This is a genomic window from Nitrospirota bacterium, from assembly GCA_016212185.1.
GTDB lineage: Bacteria > Nitrospirota > Thermodesulfovibrionia > UBA6902 > DSMQ01 > JACRGX01.
In genome coordinates this window covers 26,258-46,406 of the sequence record JACRGX010000065.1, presented here as the reverse complement: position 1 = coordinate 46,406, position 20,149 = coordinate 26,258, and the positions used below count along the sequence as shown (strand labels likewise).

The 20,149-nt window shown below is 44.0% G+C and carries 20 protein-coding genes; 17 read left to right on the top strand and 3 right to left on the bottom strand.

All coding sequences use genetic code 11. The features are described 5' to 3' along the window. Positions 1 to 63: 63 nt before the first annotated feature. Entirely contained in the window at positions 64 to 2,703 is a 2,640-nt protein-coding gene (locus HZA10_07745) for a phosphoenolpyruvate synthase (protein ID MBI5196199.1), read from the bottom strand. Between the two features lie 108 nt (positions 2,704 to 2,811). Between HZA10_07745 and HZA10_07740 the strand changes: the two genes are divergently transcribed. The 14 genes from HZA10_07740 to HZA10_07675 all read left to right on the top strand — a co-directional run bounded on the left by HZA10_07740 (position 2,812) and on the right by HZA10_07675 (position 16,075). Then, positions 2,812 to 3,552, top strand: coding sequence for a GntR family transcriptional regulator (locus HZA10_07740; GenBank protein ID MBI5196198.1), 741 nt, complete (start codon positions 2,812 to 2,814; stop codon positions 3,550 to 3,552). A gap of 59 nt (positions 3,553 to 3,611) precedes the next feature. Next, positions 3,612 to 4,133 (top strand): CBS domain-containing protein, encoded by a 522-nt coding sequence (locus HZA10_07735; protein MBI5196197.1) that lies wholly within the window; start codon positions 3,612 to 3,614, stop codon positions 4,131 to 4,133. Between the two features lie 13 nt (positions 4,134 to 4,146). Next, a complete protein-coding gene (locus tag HZA10_07730) occupies positions 4,147 to 5,664 on the top strand; it encodes an SLC13/DASS family transporter (protein ID MBI5196196.1) in 1,518 nt (505 codons plus the stop codon). A 13-nt stretch (positions 5,665 to 5,677) separates the two neighbouring features. Continuing rightward, positions 5,678 to 6,391 (top strand): hypothetical protein, encoded by a 714-nt coding sequence (locus HZA10_07725; protein MBI5196195.1) that lies wholly within the window; start codon positions 5,678 to 5,680, stop codon positions 6,389 to 6,391. 15 nt (positions 6,392 to 6,406) lie between these two features. Beyond that, entirely contained in the window at positions 6,407 to 7,687 is a 1,281-nt protein-coding gene (gene nhaD, locus HZA10_07720) for a sodium:proton antiporter NhaD (protein ID MBI5196194.1), read from the top strand. 166 nt (positions 7,688 to 7,853) lie between these two features. Then, positions 7,854 to 9,320: a HAMP domain-containing protein gene (locus HZA10_07715; protein ID MBI5196193.1), complete on the top strand. Its 1,467-nt coding sequence runs from the start codon at positions 7,854 to 7,856 to the stop codon at positions 9,318 to 9,320. Next, positions 9,305 to 9,691: a response regulator gene (locus tag HZA10_07710; GenBank protein ID MBI5196192.1), complete on the top strand. Its 387-nt coding sequence runs from the start codon at positions 9,305 to 9,307 to the stop codon at positions 9,689 to 9,691. The genes HZA10_07715 and HZA10_07710 overlap by 16 nt, the downstream gene beginning before the upstream one ends. A gap of 133 nt (positions 9,692 to 9,824) precedes the next feature. Then, positions 9,825 to 10,532, top strand: coding sequence for a HAMP domain-containing histidine kinase (locus HZA10_07705; GenBank protein MBI5196191.1), 708 nt, complete (start codon positions 9,825 to 9,827; stop codon positions 10,530 to 10,532). A gap of 45 nt (positions 10,533 to 10,577) precedes the next feature. Beyond that, a complete protein-coding gene (locus tag HZA10_07700; protein MBI5196190.1) occupies positions 10,578 to 11,030 on the top strand; it encodes a response regulator in 453 nt (150 codons plus the stop codon). A gap of 24 nt (positions 11,031 to 11,054) precedes the next feature. Continuing rightward, entirely contained in the window at positions 11,055 to 11,495 is a 441-nt protein-coding gene (locus tag HZA10_07695) for a response regulator (protein MBI5196189.1), read from the top strand. A 5-nt stretch (positions 11,496 to 11,500) separates the two neighbouring features. Next, on the top strand, positions 11,501 to 12,484 hold the full coding sequence (locus tag HZA10_07690; GenBank protein ID MBI5196188.1) for a sulfite exporter TauE/SafE family protein: 984 nt from the start codon (positions 11,501 to 11,503) through the stop codon (positions 12,482 to 12,484). A gap of 243 nt (positions 12,485 to 12,727) precedes the next feature. Then, a complete protein-coding gene (locus HZA10_07685) occupies positions 12,728 to 13,144 on the top strand; it encodes a hypothetical protein (protein ID MBI5196187.1) in 417 nt (138 codons plus the stop codon). A 56-nt stretch (positions 13,145 to 13,200) separates the two neighbouring features. After that, entirely contained in the window at positions 13,201 to 15,174 is a 1,974-nt protein-coding gene (acs, locus tag HZA10_07680) for an acetate--CoA ligase (GenBank protein ID MBI5196186.1), read from the top strand. Between the two features lie 520 nt (positions 15,175 to 15,694). Continuing rightward, complete coding sequence (locus HZA10_07675; GenBank protein MBI5196185.1) at positions 15,695 to 16,075, top strand: hypothetical protein; 381 nt, start codon at positions 15,695 to 15,697, stop codon at positions 16,073 to 16,075. A 23-nt stretch (positions 16,076 to 16,098) separates the two neighbouring features. On the opposite strand, the gene HZA10_07670 is transcribed toward HZA10_07675, so the two are convergent. Next, a complete protein-coding gene (locus HZA10_07670) occupies positions 16,099 to 16,371 on the bottom strand; it encodes a hypothetical protein (protein ID MBI5196184.1) in 273 nt (90 codons plus the stop codon). Between the two features lie 100 nt (positions 16,372 to 16,471). Between HZA10_07670 and HZA10_07665 the strand changes: the two genes are divergently transcribed. The 3 genes from HZA10_07665 to HZA10_07655 all read left to right on the top strand — a co-directional run bounded on the left by HZA10_07665 (position 16,472) and on the right by HZA10_07655 (position 19,421). Then, entirely contained in the window at positions 16,472 to 17,368 is an 897-nt protein-coding gene (locus HZA10_07665; GenBank protein MBI5196183.1) for a PAS domain-containing protein, read from the top strand. An 83-nt stretch (positions 17,369 to 17,451) separates the two neighbouring features. Continuing rightward, on the top strand, positions 17,452 to 18,234 hold the full coding sequence (locus HZA10_07660) for an electron transfer flavoprotein subunit beta/FixA family protein (protein MBI5196182.1): 783 nt from the start codon (positions 17,452 to 17,454) through the stop codon (positions 18,232 to 18,234). Beyond that, entirely contained in the window at positions 18,225 to 19,421 is a 1,197-nt protein-coding gene (locus tag HZA10_07655) for an electron transfer flavoprotein subunit alpha (protein ID MBI5196181.1), read from the top strand. The genes HZA10_07660 and HZA10_07655 overlap by 10 nt, the downstream gene beginning before the upstream one ends. Positions 19,422 to 19,537: 116 nt before the next feature. On the opposite strand, the gene HZA10_07650 is transcribed toward HZA10_07655, so the two are convergent. Further along, positions 19,538 to 20,062: a hypothetical protein gene (locus HZA10_07650; GenBank protein ID MBI5196180.1), complete on the bottom strand. Its 525-nt coding sequence runs from the start codon at positions 20,060 to 20,062 to the stop codon at positions 19,538 to 19,540. Positions 20,063 to 20,149: the final 87 nt, after the last annotated feature.

Below are 20,149 nucleotides of genomic sequence, written 5' to 3'. Positions count from 1 at the left end.
TAAACAGTTTAAGCAAAAGGCTTAAGGGATAGGAAATAGGGGGAAATCCTTCTTGCCTCTTGGCTATTCCCTATTGCCTATTGGCTGTTCTTTAATGTGTTCTTTAACGAATTCCTCTATATACCAGTCTGTAATGGCGTCGTTATACATAACCATGTCCAGTTGTTTGGTATAAGCTGTCAGTTTGCCCATTATCTCTAATTTTTCTTCTATAGTCTCCTGCCTGTACTTGGTAAGAATTGCATCTATCACATCCTGCGCGGCATTGACTTTGAAGTCCAGTTTTTTAAGGATTTCCGTAATGAGCCTGACCCTTCTTAATCTCCTGTCTACGGCGGCTCCCCCGCCCTTAAAAAAGAATTTAATGTAATTGTCATTCATATTCTCTCCGGCATATGCCTCTACCATTGAGAAATGGTAGCCGAGTCTTATGCTGAAATTCATGTAATGGCCGGATACTATTGCAAAGCTTTTCTCGGCAGTTTTATAAATATCATCTTCAGGGATAGATGCCGTATGCGCAATCATGCCTAAAAAACCCTTTGCATCGGCAGCCCTCGGCTCAGGCCATCTCATACATCTCATCCCCTTAAGTAATGCGGAAAATGGAATTGAGAGTATATCTTCATGAGTTGCCTTTTTTATATCGGCTTTAATGCCGCCGTCAATGTCTATCATATGAGCGTCAATAGGAATCCCTGCCTTTAGTATAATCGTATGGGACTTCCCGGCATCAGGCCCCTCGCCTATCAGAAACATCTCAGCCATTGCCGTTTCATGGGCAAACCGTGTTATATCATGAAATGTCTTACAATATTCAGGCTTAAAGTTCTCATCTTCGGGATCAACCAGATTTAAAGGAACTATCCATTTTAATGTTTTTTCCAAAACCTTAAACAGATGCGTGTCTTTAAAAGGCTCTTTCTTTTTTAATGCGTACGCAATAAGTTCATTAACCTTTCCCTCATAGATATTGCAGTTTACGGCATCCACTGTTATCTCCTGTCCATTCTTAATAACAGTTGTCGCTGTTCCGGTATCAAGGATTGTCGGAACCTGATATTCCCTTGAAATAGACGCCATGTGTCCTGTCGCTCCCCCGATATCCGTAACAATGGCAGACGCCTTATTCATGACAGTTACGAATTTTGTGGATGTATGCCTTGCCACAAGCACAGCGCCCTCTGGAAAATCTTTCAGGTCTTCTTCGCCCTTAAGCACAAATGCCTTACCCGCGCCGATGCCTTTGCACGCAATGATCCCTTTATCAATCAGGCTGTTGCGCCCTTCTATCCTTCTCGGAACTTTTAATCCTTCACCTTCCGCCTTCAGGATTCTCAGCGGTCTGCTCTGCAGGATGTACAGCCTGCCGTCCATGTCAAGGGCCCATTCTATGTCCTGAGGTTTCGCATAATGGTCTTTAAGAATCACGGCATACCCGTATAATGTCTTTATCTGTTCATCAGTAAGACACGGTTTGCCCTTAACCTCATCAGGGATATCAACCTCTTTAATGTCTCCATCAGGATTGCATACAAGCATTATCTGCTGTTCAGCAATCCTCTTTTCTAAAATGGCGCCTGTCTTTTTTGAGACCATGTAAGAATCAGGATTTACCATTCCGTCAACAACGGTCTTCCCGAGCCCGTGTACAGCATTAATTATGACCGCGTCATTCACAGGGTCATTCGGGTCCATCGTATATGCGACCCCGCCTGCCCTTGAATTTACCATCTGTAATACACCGACCGCCATAACCATTTCTTCTTCAGCAAAGCCTTTTGTCTTATAGTAAAAAATAGCACGCTGGGTGAATAAACTTGCCAGAACCTCTTTGTATTTCTGCAGGATCCGGCGCTCAGGCACATTGAGAAAAGTAGAATACTGCCCTGCAAAACTGAACTCTCCGTCCTCCTGAATTGCACTGCTTCTGACGGAGACCATTAATGATTGTTGTTTGTTGCTGTCATTGCCGCTTGTCGGCAATCCTTTTTCGGAAAGATTCCGGACAAGCCGGAATGACAAATCTTCCAATTTCAACTTCAAACTTTCAACCGCTTTATTGATAGCCGTCCGTAACTCCTCAGGAACCTCTGCGCTTATTATCATTTCCTGTATCTCTTGGCCTGCCTTATTCAGTTCTTCCATGTTGTTTATGTTCAATAAAGACAGTCTTTCATTTATCTTTTCCGTAAGCCTGTTGTGTTCCATAAATTTTTTAAATGCATAGGCGCTGATTGTAAAACCATCCGGGGTCAAAAGCTTAAGACGGTTTTTTATTTCGCCCAAATGCGCTGTTTTACCGCCGGCAATATCCGACATCCCGGCTGTGAGATTTTCAAAGGGAACGGTTAAATCGCTAACCGGAACATCTGATTTGTGCGCCAAGGTTTTGTCTATTTCTTTATTAATCTCATTATATAGTCCGTAAAACTGCTTGTATTTATCACCGGAGAGGGCATTAAGGTTTTTAATGATTGTTAAAACTCCGTCAGCAATTAAGCGCGCATTGGAATTTATATACTGCCTGTCAAAGAGGTATTCACCGGAGAGTTTTTCCTCCATATCAGCCATAAGCTCAAGCACATTATTGTTCTTTGTCAGAAGAGACTGAAATATATTGTACTTGCTTTTAATGGCTTCCTTAAAAGCATCCGGCGGGCTTTCACCAGTCTTTTTGAATGGCTTTAAGAAATTAAGCATGTTTAATTATACCTCAAAATTACCTTATAAAAAAACTCTTGACAAGCAAAGGTTATGTTATTATAATGAATAAGGCATAACATTATAATAACATAACCAGCTACCAAAATGGAAAAACTAATTGACAGAGAGCACCCCCTGAAACTTTACGTCCAGCTCTATGAAATATTAAGGGGGAAAATTGAGAGCGGGGAATGGAGTGTTTATACCCAGATACCCACAGAAGAAGAACTATGCAAAACATATGAAATAAGTAAGGCAACTGTGCGGCTTGCAATCTCTGAGATGGTAAGGCAAGGTTATCTCAGACGACAGCAGGGCAAAGGGACCTTTGTATGCAAGAGGATTATCCCCGAAGGTCTTTCCATGCTGACAAGTTTTAAGGAATTAATGCTTGAGGCAGGAATAATTTTTACTACAAAGGTGCTTGCACAGACAGTAATGATGCCGACAGACGACATAAGTTTAAAATTAGATGTTCACGATGATAAGCATGTGATTTACCTGAAAAGACTGCGCCTCGTGGACAATGAGCCTGTTTTACTGCAGGAAACATACATACCGCATCATATTTGTCCTCCGCTCTTAGATGAGGATTTAGAAAATAATTCCCTGCTTGAAGTCCTTGAAAAAAAATACAGCATAAAGATTACCAAGGTCAAAGGCTACATTGGAATTGCATATCTCAGCGCCGAAGAATCCAGCTTATTGGAATTACAGGAAGGCTCTGCCGCACTGCTTATAGAACAATTTTTTTATTCAGGTGAAATTCAGATACAATATACGCGGTCCATTAAACAGCCGGAACGGTTTAGATTCTTTTTAGAACTTGAACGAAAGGTGTCGTAAAACAGTAAATAGTCGTAGTAACCAACACTAAAAACTGACACTATAAAAAAGGAGGACTTATGTCACAAAGTAAAGTTGTACAGGATTTGATGATGGACGTTTTTGAGTTTCCTCATATCCCCTACTGGTTTTCAATAAAACAAGCTATGGGGGTTACCAAAAAGTCATTGCTTGTTGATGAGAAATGTATCCGGCCTCTGGCAATACTGGTCTTTGACGAAAAGTATAACCTCGTGGGCACCTTGAGTCTTAAGGATATTCTGAAAGGGCTTGAGCCGAAATTCCTGAAGCCTACCGCAAAGGCGCAGGTTCCGGCGGAGAATGAGGCAGGGTTGTCTCTTTTATGGGATACATTTTTTGATGAAAAGTCCAGAGAACTGTCTGAAAAACCGATAAGCGAAGTCATGGTTCCCGCTAAGGTCTTTGTTGAGCCCGGCGATCCCATTACCAAAGCGGCGTATCTTATGCTTCATAATGATTTGGTTTTACTGCCCGTTCTGGAAAACAAAAAGAAGCTTGTCGGCGTGGTCAGACTGATAGAGATATTTGATGAAATTTCCAACATTATTTTAAAGGGATAAAGGAGGCAATATAATGACAGATAAAGATATTAAAAAAACTCGGGGATTGCCGGAGCCTCCGAAAGATATAGTAATTGCAGCTCCAAAAATCCCGTTTGAATGGAAGCGTGTATTTTTCATCTTGCTGGGACTGGGACTTTTCCTTCTTATCTATTTTATGCCATCGTGGAAAGATGCCGTGGACCCCGCAGGCAAGGCATTCCCTTTATCAAACGAGGGGAAAGGAGCCATTGCCCTGTTTGCAATGGCAGGAGTATGGTGGGTTTTTGAGGTATTGCCGATCGGTATTACGTCCATAGCAATCGGCGTGTTTCAGGCGTTATTCAGCATCCGCTCTGCAAAAGACGCCTTCAAGGACTTTATGGACCCGTCCGTTATGTTCATCTTCGGCTCTGTTGTTGTGGGTCTGGCATTTTCAACAACCGGACTAACAAAACGCCTTGCGTATAAAATGCTGGAAATAGTAGGAGAAAAAACCAGCATGATATTATTAGGCGCGCTTGTAGTAACCGCAGGGCTTGCGCATCTCATGGCGCATACGGCTGCGGCGGCAACCGTCTTCCCGATTCTGCTGGCTATTTATGCGCTCTACGGCGAAGGCGACAAACAGACAAACTTCGGCAAAGCGCTTTTCATCGGCATGGCTTATGCGGCAGGCGCGGGGAGCATCATTACATTCTTAGGCTCTGCGCGCGCGGCGGCAGGCGCGGGAATGTTTAAGGAATTTACCGGCAGGGACATTGGTTTTTTTGAGCTCAGCAAATACATGTTCTTCCTCGGATGGCTGATGGTCTTTCTGATATGGGGCTATCTGATGATATTCCTAAAGCCGGAAAAGGATGTCATTTCCGGCCTAAAGGAAAAGGTCAAAAAACTCTCCAAAGAGCTGGGTCCCATGACCAAAAACGAGAAGTTTGTAATCATAACCGTCATCAGCGTTGTAATAATCATGTCCCTGCAGTCTTTTGTGCCGGCATTAAAGTCCATGGACAGGGCGGCATTAATTCTTATATCAACACTCATATTCTTTATTTTTAAGATACTCACGGTCAAAGAGCTTGAAGAAATCCCCTGGAACATTATCCTCCTTTTCAGCGGCGCTATGAGCATTGGTTTTTGCCTGTGGAAAACAGGCGCCGCGCAGTGGATGGCTGTTAACTGGCTTGTCATGTTCCAGAATGCGCACTGGCTTGTTTTTATTCTAAGCATCGCAACATTTGTCCTTATAATGACAAACTTCATTATGAATGTGGCGGCAATAGCCATTTCACTCCCTGTATCGCTCGTTATAGCAGGATATCTCGGCGTCTCGCCTGATGTAATTTTCTATGCATCGCTCGCTACAGCGGGAATGCCTTTTGTGCTTCTTATCGGAGCCGCCCCGAATGCAATCGCTTATGAATCTAAACAATTTTCAACCGGAGAGTTTTTCAAGCACGGAATATTGCTGAGTGTGGTCTTAGTCGTAATAATCGGCGCGCTTATACTCTCGTTATGGCCGATTTTGGGAATGCCGACGGTGTTAAAGTAAGAGGAGAGAGTAAGTGGATTATGAAAATATTTTAAAAAAGTATTTTGACAGCATATACACTGAGGTTGATTTCGTTAAAAAAACATACGCCGTGCTTAAAGAATTAGGGTTCAGCGATGAAAACTCAATCGCCTCTGTATGCATTTGCAGGGATGAAATCTCACAATCACTGCGCAGTGTTATCAAACACATCTGGGGTGAGGCATTCAATCTTTCAAGCCTCGGAGGTATGTTTTTTGCCGGTCAGACCGGTCTGGCAGCCGCAATGCACCATGCCCCGAATGTGAACGGCAGGGAGCGCTATGTCTACTTTGCCCTGCCCCACATTGCAATTGACAAGGACGGACGGCTCGGCGCCTGCATGCGCACCGGAAGAGAGGAAGAGTCCACCGCATGCGGCGCCCTGTGCGCATTTCAGAAGGAAATGACAACGGGTTCATTAAATCTTTCAATGGACGACATAGACCTTGAGCAGAGCCTGCTTAAGAGGCGTCTCCTGCGGGAGATACCTTACGGTCATATCCCGGACCTGCTTGAATTGACAAAAATAACGCAGCGGGTTATACAAAAAGACCTTGAGCATGCGATAAACACAATTATTGACAAGGCTAAAAGCGATTACGCCCTTCTGACAGGCATTCAGATACACGGACCTGACACTAACTATGTAGGGAATGTCTCGGGCTACGTAGTCGTAAATAACGTAAGAGAGGAAATAAAATTTTAACGGAGGATTAATCCTATGATGACCCTGGTCGCAATTGTATTCGTATTAGCCTACTCAATGATTGCCCTTGAGCACCCTATCAAAATCAATAAATCCGCCACAGCGCTGATTGCCGCGGGCTTAATGTGGACCCTATACTCCTTTGCAAGTCCGGCAGGCGTTGAAGGCGTCAGCCATCAGCTCACGGAAAAGCTGGCTGAAACAGCGGCAATCGTATTCTTCCTGATTTGCGCCATGACCATTGTAGAAGTGACTGACTCTCACGGAGGTTTTGAGGTCATCACCTCACGCATTAAGGCAACGAAACTGTCAAGCCTGCTCTGGATAATAGGCTTCATCTCCTTTTACCTGTCTTCCATTTTAGATAACATGACTACAACTATTGTGATGGTCGCTTTAATGAAGCGCCTGCTTAAAGACCATAAGCAGCGTCTCTTCTTTGCGGGTATCATCGTCATCGCCGCCAATGCCGGCGGCGCCTGGACCCCCATCGGCGATGTGACTACTACCATGCTCTGGATAGGCGGACAAATAACCACGGGCAATATAATGAAGGGACTCTGGATTTCTTCCACTATTAATTTGCTGGTTCCTCTTGTCATTGCATCCTTTTTCCTCAAGGGAAATGTCGTGCCTCCAGACACAGTTGAAAACGGCGCCTCTGCCACCTCTCAGTTTGAGAAAACCTTTATGTTCTTTATGGGCATGGGCTCCCTGATTTTCGTTCCGATATTCAAGGCAGTTACGCATTTACCCCCATACCTCGGCATTTTGTTTGCCCTCGGCGTGCTATGGCTGACGGGTAATATACTGCATCGTGAAAAGCCTTCAGAAGTGAAGGAACACCTCACTCTATCCAAAGCGCTCAAACGCATTGATATGGCATCTGTAGTGTTCTTCATCGGCATCCTGCTTGCCGTGGCTGCCCTTTCCGCTAACGGTATGCTCCCTGCCCTTGCCGGGTGGCTTGACGCCAAACTCGGCAACCAGTCTCTTATCGTCATTATTATCGGCCTTTGTTCCGCTGTCATAGATAATATTCCACTGGTTGCCGCTTCCATGGGCATGTACCCCTTAACCCAGTTCCCTCCGGACTCATTCCTTTGGGAGTTCATGGCTTACTGCGCAGGCACCGGAGGCTCCATCCTGATAATCGGCTCGGCTGCGGGCGTGGCTGCCATGGGGCTTGAAAAGATAGAGTTTTTCTGGTATGCACGCCGTATCGGACCGCTTGCCTTTGCCGGGTATTTCTGCGGCGTGGCAGCGTATATCATTCAGTACAATCTTCTGCACTGATTGTAAAAAGTTGTCATTCCTGCGGAAGCCCCGACTTGTTCGGGACTTCCACGGGAATGACAAGGAAATAATAACATAGAATTCAAGAAACTCAACACCATGAGTCATGGTGCTATTTAATTAACACTTGAGAAAAAACACCCCAAACTATTAAACTTTATCGGATATGAAAATACGCGACAAACTACACCTTGCCGTTAGTTTCTACATATTACTCGCTGTAATGGGCGGGTTTTTTACATACAATGAATTACGCACAATTACAAAGGGACTAAAGTTTGTTGAGACGGCTGATGATATAACCAATGCCCTTCTTGAGGTAAGGAGATACGAGAAAAATCTCCTGCTGTATAAGGACAAGAGCAGCATGGGAGAACTCAAAAACTATCTTGAGATTTTTAAAAAACATATACTCAGCATTAAGGGCGAAATGGTAAAGGAATTAGGGGAAGCCAACTATGAAATGATACTGGCGGCAACAGCCGAATACGAACAGCACATTAACAGAATCGGAGAAAACTTCAAACAGCAGGATTCCATAGACGTCGTGAGGTCAGATGCAAGGCAGATAGAATCTTTTATAGATGCCTTTTCAAAGCAGGAAAGAGCCGATATAAATAGACGGCTGCAATTGTCCTCCCGTCTCCTTATATTTGTCATACTGATAGTAGTAGTACTTGGAGCAATTATAAATATACGACTTGCAAAAAGTATTGCCGAGCCGATAAAAAAACTTGAGGAGGTAACAAAGAAAATTGCAGCCGGTGATTTTTCAGAAAAAATTAAAATCAGGGGCCGGGATGAGCTTGCATCTCTGAGCGCATCGGTCAACATCATGGAGGATAAATTGCGGGATACCATGGGAGCCTTTAAACTTGCTATAACAAGACTGAATGAGAAACAGGCTCAGCTTGTGGAAACAGAAAAACTCGCTACACTGGGAAAATTCTCTGCAGGAGTGGCGCATGAGATAAACAACCCAATTGCCATAATCAATGAAAAAGCCGGCCTTATGAAGGACATCCTTGAAATATCAGAGGACTTCGGCAATAAAGAGAAGTTCCTGGGACTGATCAGCGCCATACTTGACAGCATAAACCGCTGTAAAACAATTACCCACCGCATACTCGGTTTTGCAAGAAAATCTGATATTGCGTTTGAGGCCTTCAATATCAATAGCACAGTTAAAGAAGCCTCAGAGTTCATGGAAAAAGAGATGTTCTACAGAAGCATACGTCTGGAAATAAATCTTCAGGAAAATATGCCTCCGGTTAAGAGCGACCGTGGACAGCTCCAGCAGGTGTTTCTTAATCTGATAAAAAATGCCATTGATGCTGTTGAAGAAGGAGGAGTTATAACAATATCCACAGATTTAAAAGATAAAGACACAGTAAGAATAGCTATTAAAGATACCGGATGCGGGATACCGCCGGAAAACTTAAACCGCATCTTTGAACCCTTTTTTACGACTAAGGAAAGGAAAAAAGGAACCGGGCTTGGTCTTTCTATCACATATGGTATTATAAATAACTTGGGTGGGAATATTTACGTTGACAGCGAGGCGGGCCAAGGAACAGCTTTTACAATTGAACTGCCGGTGCACGGGAAACCGGCTGAATGGAAAACCGCATGAGCCGCGCCAAAGTGCTTATAGTTGACGATGAGGTGGAATTCGCCTCAACCCTTGCAGAAAGGCTGACTTTGCGCGATTACGAAGCAAAGGCGGTGTACTGCGCTGAAGACGCTATTACCGCTGTGCGCAGCAAGCCGCTGGACGTTGTATTGCTGGACCTGAGAATACCTGGGATGAACGGCTTTGAACTTCTCGGCATCGTCAAACAGTTCAACCCGGCTATTGAGGTCATAATACTGACCGGTCAGATGACAGACAATGTGAAACCGGAAATAACAGCAGAGGTATTTGAATATATTCTAAAACCGGTGGAGATAAATGAATTGACTGTAAAAATTGACAATGCCATGAAAAAACGCAGTGTAAAATGAACCGCCCTGCAGTCCCGATTTTTCGGGGTGGGGTATTCAAAATAAAATAACTGCTTTGTATGTCATTCCCGCGAAGGCGGGAATCCAGGAAAACGACTTTCTGGATTCCGCATTCCCGATGCGTCGGGACGGAATGACGAAAATAAGGAATAATAAGATGGAACACATGGAAGAAGACATGCCGGCAGACTCTCAGCTAAGCTTTATAGCTAAGGTGCTTTCGGTCTTTACTCATGAGATCAAAAACCATCTTGCCATTATAAAAGAGTCAAACGGATTAATAGGGGATTTAATAACACTGGGGCAGACAGCTCCTAATGCTGCGCAGTGTCTGAAAATCATTGAATCCGTTGAGCATCAGATTACAAAAACATCTTTGCTCTGCACAAACCTCAACCGCCTTGGACACAGAATGGATATGTCCGTGTCCACATTTAACTTAAACGAATGCCTGGAGGAACTTCTTAGCCTTATTCAAAGAACTGCCAATCAGAAAAAACTCAGCTTTAAGAAAGATTTTGCCCAAAACATACCCTCGCTTTACAACAGTCCGTCAAAACTGCAGTTTCTCATCTTCTGCCTCCTTGAAAAAAGTATGGACTTGCTGGATTACGGCGGCAAGATAATTATAAAAACAGCATATACAAACGGGTCGGTGTCAATAAGCATTATCCCTAAGGGAGATTTCAAGGAAACAAATGCAGATTCTGTGTGTTATGATAAGAGCGTTTTGCATATGATAATTAATAAGATGGGAGGGGATATTTCCTGTCAAACCGGGGATGAAACAACAGTAATTACGCTCCCTGTATTTTTAAACTCCGGACAACAGGACGAATAAATTTTTTAAAATACTCAAATAAAAAATAAACGAAAGGGGGGTCTGATGAAAAAGGCGATTAAAGTCTTGCTCGTAGATGACGAAGTTGATTTTGTAAACACTCTTGCACAGCGGCTCAAAATGCGGGAGCTTGTGGTGGATACGGTTTACGATGGCGCTCAGGCTTTATCTTTTATAAAGAAAATAGAGCCTGATGTGATTGTCCTGGACCTGAAAATGCCGGGACTGCACGGCATAGATGTGCTTAGGGAAATAAAAAATATAAAACCCGCCATACAGGTCATTATCCTGACAGGACACGGCACGGAAAAAAACGCCGTAGAGGCAAAAAATCTCGGCGGATTTGACTTCCTGCGGAAGCCTGCGGACATTGATCTTCTCGTAGCCAAAATCAAAGAGGCATTCACTGAAAAGATTGAAAGAGCCATGACGGCAATTACATTTGCCGAGGAAGGTGTTTTTGATACTGCAAAAAAAATCATAAAAAAAGAAGAATAGAAGACGAAAACGGAGGTAAATATTATGTCTGAAGATATTAAAGCAAACATACTCTTAGTAGATGACGAAGAACAGTTCCTTGATGTGTTTTCAAAAAGACTTGAAGGCCGGGGCATGAAAGTAGACACTGCAAGCAGCGGAGAAGACGCCGTTAAACGGGCCAAGGGCAAGGACTTTGATGCGATTGTTCTGGACCTCATGATGCCGGGGATAAGCGGCATAGAAACCCTTAAACGCCTGCGGCAGGAAAATCCTGATATGCAGATTGTAATCCTTACAGGGCACGGCACATTAGAGAAAGGTGTTGAGGCAATAAAGGCAGGCGCAGTTGACTTTATGGAAAAGCCTGTGGACTTAAATAAACTCATGGAAAAAATCGGAGAGGCACAGAGCAAAAAAATACTTCTCGTTGAGAAAAAAGCGGAAAAACAAGTAAAGGAGATATTAGAAAGCAAAGGATGGTAAAAATAATGGAGCAATTAAATATACACCGTAAGTTTTTATATGTAATTTTCATTATTGCAGTTGCGGCTGTCTGTATTTCAGGTTTCAATGGAGCTGCTTACGGCGAAGAGCAAACAGCAGACGCAGCGGCAAATGGTTCTGCCGCTCCATGGTGGGTCTGGCCGCTGACTTTATTTGTTTTAACATTTGTGCTCGGGATTGTAGCTGTTTTAGGCGGTGTAGGCGGGGGCGTGCTCTTTGTGCCTATTATAGGAGGTTTTTTCCCGTTTCACCTTGATTTTGTCAGAGGGGCGGGTCTTCTGGTGGCCCTATCAGGAGCGCTTGCCGCAGGACCCGGCCTGCTTAAAAAAGGCATGGCAGATTTAAGACTTGCCCTGCCTGTGGCGCTCATTGCATCTTCATGCGCAATTGTTGGGGCCATGCTGGGTCTTGCACTGCCGACAAATGTTGTTCAGACTGCGCTGGGTGCAACTATTCTGGGAATCGTTGCAATTATGCTCATGGCAAAAAAATCAGAATACCCCGAGGTAAAGCAGGCGGATTCACTTTCCACAGCCCTCAGGATAAACGGAATATACCACGAGGTGTCTACAGGAGAGGAAATTAACTGGAAAATACACAGGACGCCTCAGGGGCTTGCAACATTTGTTCTCATAGGCGTAATGGCAGGTATGTTCGGGCTTGGAGCAGGATGGGCCAACGTGCCGGTGCTGAATCTCATGATGGGAGCGCCCTTAAAAGTCTCTGTGGCAACCAGCAAGTTTCTGCTCTCTATAACAGATACATCTGCCGCATGGATTTATTTTAATAACGGGGCAGTACTGCCTATGATGGTTGTTCCCTCAATAATCGGGATAATGCTGGGCTCCATTGTAGGCGTCAGGATCCTTGCAAAGACAAAGCCGGCGGCAATCCGCTATATAGTTATAATAATGCTTTTATTTGCAGGCGCAAGGGCGCTGCTTAAAGGTCTGGGCATCTGGAATTAATGAAATAAATGCAAAATTAGTGAAGAACCCTGCGGCAGAGACCGCAGGGCGTCTATTATTTGAATGTTTATTTTTTGGTGTCATTCCCGCAAGCGAAGCGCGTCGGGAATCCTTCCGGAAAGATTCCGGACAAGCCGGAATGACAGAAATTTGGAACTGTGGCAGAGACCACAGGGGGTAATAGATATAGATGTTGAATCCTTTTTCAATGAATCTTGAATTAAATTTAAACGGAGGAAATACATGGATAAGAAATTAAAGGCGACTGAGGAGCAGGTTGTATATGCAAAGCTCCTGGACACAGGGATGAAGGCAGGATTAATTGCAATAACCATCACATTTGTAATTTATTTGCTGGGAATATTTACACCTCATGTGCCGGTCAATGATCTTCCAAAGTACTGGGGAATGCCTGTAAAGGATTACCTTAAAGCAACAGGTATTCATCCCGGCTGGGCATGGCTTGGAATGCTCGGCAAGGGGGATTTTCTTAATTTTATTGGAATCGCCTTTCTTGCGGGTATAACTATACCTTGTTACATAAGAATAATTCCGATATTTTTCAGAAAAAAAGATACTGTATACGGCATTATCGCTATATTTGAGGTTCTTGTCCTTGCTCTTGCAGCATCAGGGCTGCTGAAGTCAGGCGGACACTGATAATCTCAGAAAGTTTACACTTTACAGCATACCTTTGATGACATAGGAGGGTTTTCATGGCAGACACAAAAAAGATTGAAGTCTTAATGACAGCGGGAAGGACCTTCCCGCCGTCAAAGGAATTCAGCGCAAAGGCTCACATAAAGAGCATGCAGGAGTACGAAAAAATATATAAACAGTCCATTGAAGACCCTGAAGGCTTCTGGGCTGAAATGGCTGAAAAAAATATTACATGGTATAAAAAGTGGAACAAGGTTCTTGAGTATAATTTTGAGAAGCCCGAGATAAAATGGTTTCAGGGCGGCAAGCTTAACGCCTCATATAACTGTCTTGACAAGCATTTATCAACTGCAACAAGGAACAAGGCGGCAATTATATGGGAAGCTGACAGCGGAGTTTATAAAACATTCACATATCAGCAATTGCATTATGAAGTAAACAGATTTGCCAATGTCCTCAAAAAGCACGGCGTAAAAAAGGGCGACAGGGTTACGATTTATCTGCCGATGATACCTGAGCTTGCGATTTCAATGCTCGCATGCGCAAGAATAGGCGCTATCCACTGCATAGTTTTCGGCGGATTCAGCGCACAGGCGCTGAGGGACAGAATTCAAGACTGCAAGGCAAAACTTGTCATTACCGCAGACCGGGGAATGAGGGGAGGCCGGCCGGTTGCGCTCAAGGCAAATGCAGATGCCGCACTGCACGAATGTCCGACAGTTGAAAAAATGATCGTGGTAAAAAGGACTGACGGCATAGATATGGAGCCCGGCAGGGATTTGTGGTGGCATGACGAGATAAATGCACCTGACATCGCAAACTACTGCGAGCCTGAACAAATGGATGCAGAAGACCCCCTCTTTATACTTTATACGTCAGGCTCAACAGGCAAGCCAAAGGGCGTTCTGCACACAACCGCCGGTTATCTCCTTTATACCAATCTTACATTCAGATGGATATTTGATTGCCGCGATGAGGACATACATTTCTGCACAGCAGACATCGGATGGGTGACAGGACACAGCTATATAATTTACGGGCCATTGTCAAATGGCGCAACAAGTCTCATGTTTGAAGGCATTCCCACATACCCTGATGCAGGAAGGTTCTGGAGCATCGTTGACAAGCATAAAGTCAATATCTTCTACACAGCGCCTACGGCTATCAGGGCTTTGATGAGGGAAGGCGAAAAATGGATAAATAATCACGACCTGTCATCACTCAGGGTTTTAGGCACAGTCGGAGAGCCTATTAACCCGGAGGCATGGATGTGGTATCACACCAATGTGGGAAAAGGCAGACTCCCGATTGTTGACACATGGTGGCAGACAGAGACAGGAGGCATACTGATAACTCCGTTGCCTGGGGCCATGACTTTAAAGCCCGGCTCGGCAAACCTGCCGTTCCCCGGCGTTGCACCCCAAATTTTAAAAGAAGACGGCTCGCAGGCGGCGGTGAATGAAGGCGGCTACCTTGTAATTGAAAAACCCTGGCCCGGCATGATAAGAGGCACTTACGGCGACCCTGAAGGCAAGCGCATCAAAGAAGTCTACTTTTCAAGATTTACAGGCAAGTATTTAACCGGCGACGGCGCATGGGTGGATAAAGACGGAGACTACTGGCTCATGGGAAGAATTGATGACGTCATCAACATCTCAGGGCACAGGCTCGGCACCGCAGAGGTGGAGTCTGCCCTTGTCAGCCATGAGGCAGTTGCAGAATCAGCAGTCGTCGGCTATCCTCATGAGATAAAAGGCGAAGGCATCTATGCATATGTAACACTTAAGCAGGGACAGAAACCTTCAGACGAGCTGAAGAAAATACTTGTCGGTCATGTAAGGACAGTCATCGGACCCATTGCAACGCCTGATAAACTCCAGTTTGCGCCCGGACTCCCAAAGACCAGAAGCGGCAAAATAATGAGGAGAATCCTCAGAAAAATAGCACAGGGAGATGTTGATGATTTGGGCGACACCTCTACCCTTGCCGACCCGTCTGTAGTGGATAATCTGGTGAAGGAGAGATTGTAAAAACAAATTTAACCACAGCGAGCACAGAGAAAAACAACTCTAAGTTCGGTAAAAAAATAGGGACAGCGCCTATTTTTATTGACATATAGAGTCAAGTTAGTTATTCTTAAATCCATGCCGAGAATAGCACGCGCTGTAGCAGTTAATTATCCGCACCATATCACCCAACGCGGTAATTACCGTCAATCTGTTTTTGAGCACAGGGATGATTTTGTGCGGTATTTAAACTGGCTCAAAATTTATACTGAAAAATACTCAGTAAACGGCAAAATTGGCGGCAAAATTGGGGTCAGGTCTTGAAATATAACCTCAAAGGAGATTGCGGATTATTTAAAGGTTCATTATACTACTGTTAGTAAGGCAATTAAAGAGGCGGAGGTTGAAAACTGATATTTCAAGACCTGACCCCATAATTCTTACTCAGAAAAATAGCACAGGGAGATGTTGATGATTTGGGCGACACCTCTACCCTTGCCGACCCGTCTGTGGTGGATAATCTGGTGAAGGAGCGGCTGTAAAAATGAAACTATATAAAACTATCCTGTTTCCCCTAATTATCTGCGCCTTGCTCTCTCCTGTATTCGCACAGGAGGAGAAACCTGCTGAGACCAAAAAAGAGCATATCAAAAAAAATCTCAAGGAAACAGCAGGCATGGCCAAAAAGACCGCAAAGAATATAAAGACAATAATAAAAAAAGATCTAAAAGAGGTAAAGGGAAAGGTTAAAGAAGACTTAAAAGAAGTAAAAAAAGAAACAAAACAAAAAGCCCAAGAGGCTAAAAAAGACACTAAAAATATCTGGCATAAGATTCGTGACGGCGCAAAAGACGCCCTCCACAGGACAGGAAACTTTTTCAAGAAAGGCTGGAAGAGTTTTCGCAAGGCAATCGGGTTGGATTGATTTTTAAAAAATGCCGGAAAACCTCAGCCCTTGCCGTGAAATCGCTCAGCCTCTTCCTCCATCTTCTCAAGCCTTGTGTAATAATCCGGGAACTCGTTTAAGTGCGCAAGCGCTATTTTGCCGGTTGTCATCGGGTCGTCATTGGTCACATTGGTGGCAGGGTCGTGCCTCCCGTGCTCAAGCTCAACATCAAGCCCCATCCTGAACTGCTCAACGTCAAATTTGTTCCAGTCAATGCCGAGCGCTCCGCCTATTTTTTTTGCCTCAACTGCTGTAAAATGTTTTTTTGCAGTCACAACATGCCTCCTTCCTGATAATTATAGCCGACGGTTCCTTGGTATGCAAGAACAAAAAACTTGACTTATACGGCATTTCGCTTTTAAATATTATAAGTATATGAAACACAAAACAAGCAGTATCAGCCATATCCTGAATAAACTTGAAGCCCATGGAATACTTGACGCCATTGGAGACGGCGTCAGCATTCAGGACACTGCTTTTAGAGTGCTTTATCAGAACAAAAGCCATAAAAATTTTATGGGCGACCACATCGGCGAGTACTGCTACAAATCCTTTGCGAATAATAGCGATACCTGTGAAGGCTGCCCGCTTATTATGGTTTTTAAGGATGGCACTGTTCATACCGCAGTAAGAAACACTCCAACGAATAATGGAATGAGATTCTTTGAAATTACTGCCTCGCCATTACGCAGCGCTTCAGGTAAAATTGTTGCCGGCATTGAAATAGTGAGGGATGTCACCGCGCATAAGCTGAAAGGCGAGGAAATAAAAAAAAACGAAAAGTTCCTCAATGACATCTTTGACAGCATACAAGACGGTATAAGCATCCTTGATAAAGATATGACTATCATCCGTGTAAATCATGCAATAGAACGCTGGTATTCACATGCCATGCCTCTGATAGGTAAAAAATGCTATGATGCATATCACAGCCGCAAAGAATGCTGTGAAGTCTGCCCTACGAGCCGGACCATTGAAAACTGCAGGGTAGCTTACAATGTGGTTCCAAAAAGAGGGCCAAGAGGCGAGGTTGTCGGGTGGCTGGACCTGTATAGTTTCCCTCTGGTAGATATGGAAACAAATGAGCTTAAAGGCATAATTGAATATGTCCGCGATATTACAGACCGCAAGCTGGTGGAAGAAGAACTTAAGAAAAGAGTTGAAGAACTTGAAAAATTCTATGAGATAGCAGTAGGCAGGGAGCTCAAGATGAAAGGACTGAAAGACGAGATACAAAAATTAAAAGATGAACTTTCTAAATATAAAAAATAACTGCATTTTTCATTTCTAAAATTGTATAATATAGTACCCCGCTTTTTTAATTCTTTTTAAGAACCGCTGGAGGATGAGTAAAGGTGAAAATTATTGTCTGCATAAAGCAGGTGCCTGATACGGCAGAGATCAGGATTAATCCTGAGACAAACACATTAATTAGAGAAGGCGTTCCGAGCATAATCAATCCATTTGACCTTCACGCCCTTGAGGCAGGAGCCCTAATAAAAGAGGCTTTGGGAGGGAACATGACTGTCTTGACCATGGGACCGCCTCAGGCGGAAAATGCGTTGCGGGAGGCAGTATCAATGGGCGCTGATGAAGCAGTTTTGCTTTCAGACAGGGCATTTGCAGGCTCTGACACATGGGCAACTGCATACACCCTTGCAGCGGCAATTAAAAAAATCGGCGCTGACATAATATTCTGCGGCAAGCAGGCGATAGACGGCGATACAGCTCAAGTAGGTCCTGAAACAGCCGAATTTCTGAATATCCCGCACATTGCCTATGTGAGAAAGATTGAAGAAGTGAAAGAAGGTTATATCAGAGTCCAGCGGCTCATGGACGACGGGTATGACATCGTGGAATCTTCTTTGCCCGTTTTACTTACCGTTGTTAAGGAACTGAATGTCCCGCGGCTCCCGTCACTTAAAGGCAAGATGGCGGCGAAAAAGGCAGTAATAACAAAAATGGGGCCTTCAGAAATAGAAGCGGATGAAAACAGCCTTGGACTCAACGGCTCTCCCACAAAGGTTAAAAATATTTTTGCACCGCAATCCAAATCTGACAGAATGATGATTGACGGCGCGCCGGAAGAACAGGCAAGTGTATTGATTGAAGAGTTACGGAAAATCAAATGCATATAATCGTAAAGCCCGATAAATGCAGCGGGTGTGAAACATGTGTAGCCTCATGCCCTTATGATGCCATCAGCATTACAAGCGGAGTAGCCTTTATAAATGAGTACTGCCAGCTCTGCAAGGCATGTCTTGAGGTCTGCCCTGAGGGCGCAATAGTTGAGGTAGAAGATACCCCCTCTTCCACTCACACCTTACCCCTTACCGATTATAAAGGCGTGTGGGTATTTGCTGAACAAAGAGAAGGGAAAATTGCATCTGTATCCTATGAACTCCTCGGCGCCGGGAAAAAACTCGCTGATGAACTTGCGACAGATCTCTCCGCTGTTTTATTTGGGGGCAGTGATTCAGAGGCAGATGAACTTATAAGATGGGGCGCTGACAAAGTATATTTATGCACTGACACAATCCTCGGAGATTTTAATGATGATACATATTCCGGGCTTCTCTCAAAACTTATTAGTGAATATAAGCCGGCAATTGTCCTCGCAGGCGCAACGCCGGTCGGCAGGTCGTTCATTCCGCGTGTTGCGGCAAAACTTAAAACAGGGCTTACTGCCGACTGCACCTCGCTTGAGATAGACAAAGCGACAAAGAACCTCCTGCAGATACGACCTGCATTCGGAGGCAACATAATGGCTACAATCCTCTGCCCTGATTACAGACCGCAGATGGCAACTGTAAGACCCCGCGTAATGAAAAAGGGAGAATATGACGCAGGAAGAACAGGTGAAATAATACATGTCAACGCGGATAATCTAACCTCAAGAACTATGGTCCTTGATACAATTAAAGAAGTTTCCGAGCTTACAGTAAATCTCCATGAGGCTGATGTCATCGTGGCAGGCGGAAGAGGGCTCGGTGATGTAAAGGGATTTAAACTCCTTGAAGAGCTTGCAGCAGTTATGGGCGGAGCCATCGGCGCATCAAGGGCTGCAGTTGATGAAGGGTGGATTTCATACAGCCATCAGGTCGGGCAGACAGGCAAGACCGTTTGCCCCAAGATTTACTTCGCCTGTGGGATTTCTGGGGCGGTTCAACACCTTGTCGGGATGCAGTCCTCAGACATTATTATCGCAATAAACAAAAACCCTGAAGCGCAGATATTCAGCGTTGCAACTTATGGCATAGTCGGCAACTTGTATGAAGTAATCCCTCTGCTGATTAAGAAAATTAAAGAGGCAAAGGGTATGTAGGGCTATAAATTCTTTTCAGAGAAACTGATACTCAGCGGCTCTTCACATTAATCTACTCTATTGCAATCCAAACTATTTTCTGGGAAGATAAAACTTTTTCGGTATTTTTTGCACGATCAAAAATAACTAATCCTTCGTAAGTAGATTACAACATTTTTCCCTGAGATTAAATCCAATATACTTACGGTGTTGTTCGTGTAATTAGTCCCGGCGCAACACGTATGATCATTTGGTGTGTATGCAACCAACGTTTCATTAAGTGAAAAATTTAGGAATACTTCAACATCCTTGTTAATCTCTGATAAAAGCCCTGTTTCTATATTCAAAGCAAAAAGGCTCTTATACTCCGACCAAAGTTGTCCGATATTAAATGTAGAAAAAAATAATTGATTTTTTATTTTTCTGGACCAGTAAACCATGCGTCTTTCCATGCCATTGTCAGCGAATACATCCTTGACCTTAAGCTGTTCTTTAAATACAAGCCTCTTATCCTTGCCGTCAATGTTAGCTGTATAAACTTCATGCTTTATGAATGCAGTGCCGTCATCATCCTCAATAATATTGGTAATTCTATTAACATTCCATGCAATACGCAATCCATCGGGTGATATCAAAAAATTATTAACAAATGAAAAATCCACATCTTTGACATCATGTCAGGCCTCCAGAGAGGTGCGAGAGCCTCGTAAGTCTTGCTCAAAATTCCGGTATGAACAATCGCATCAATA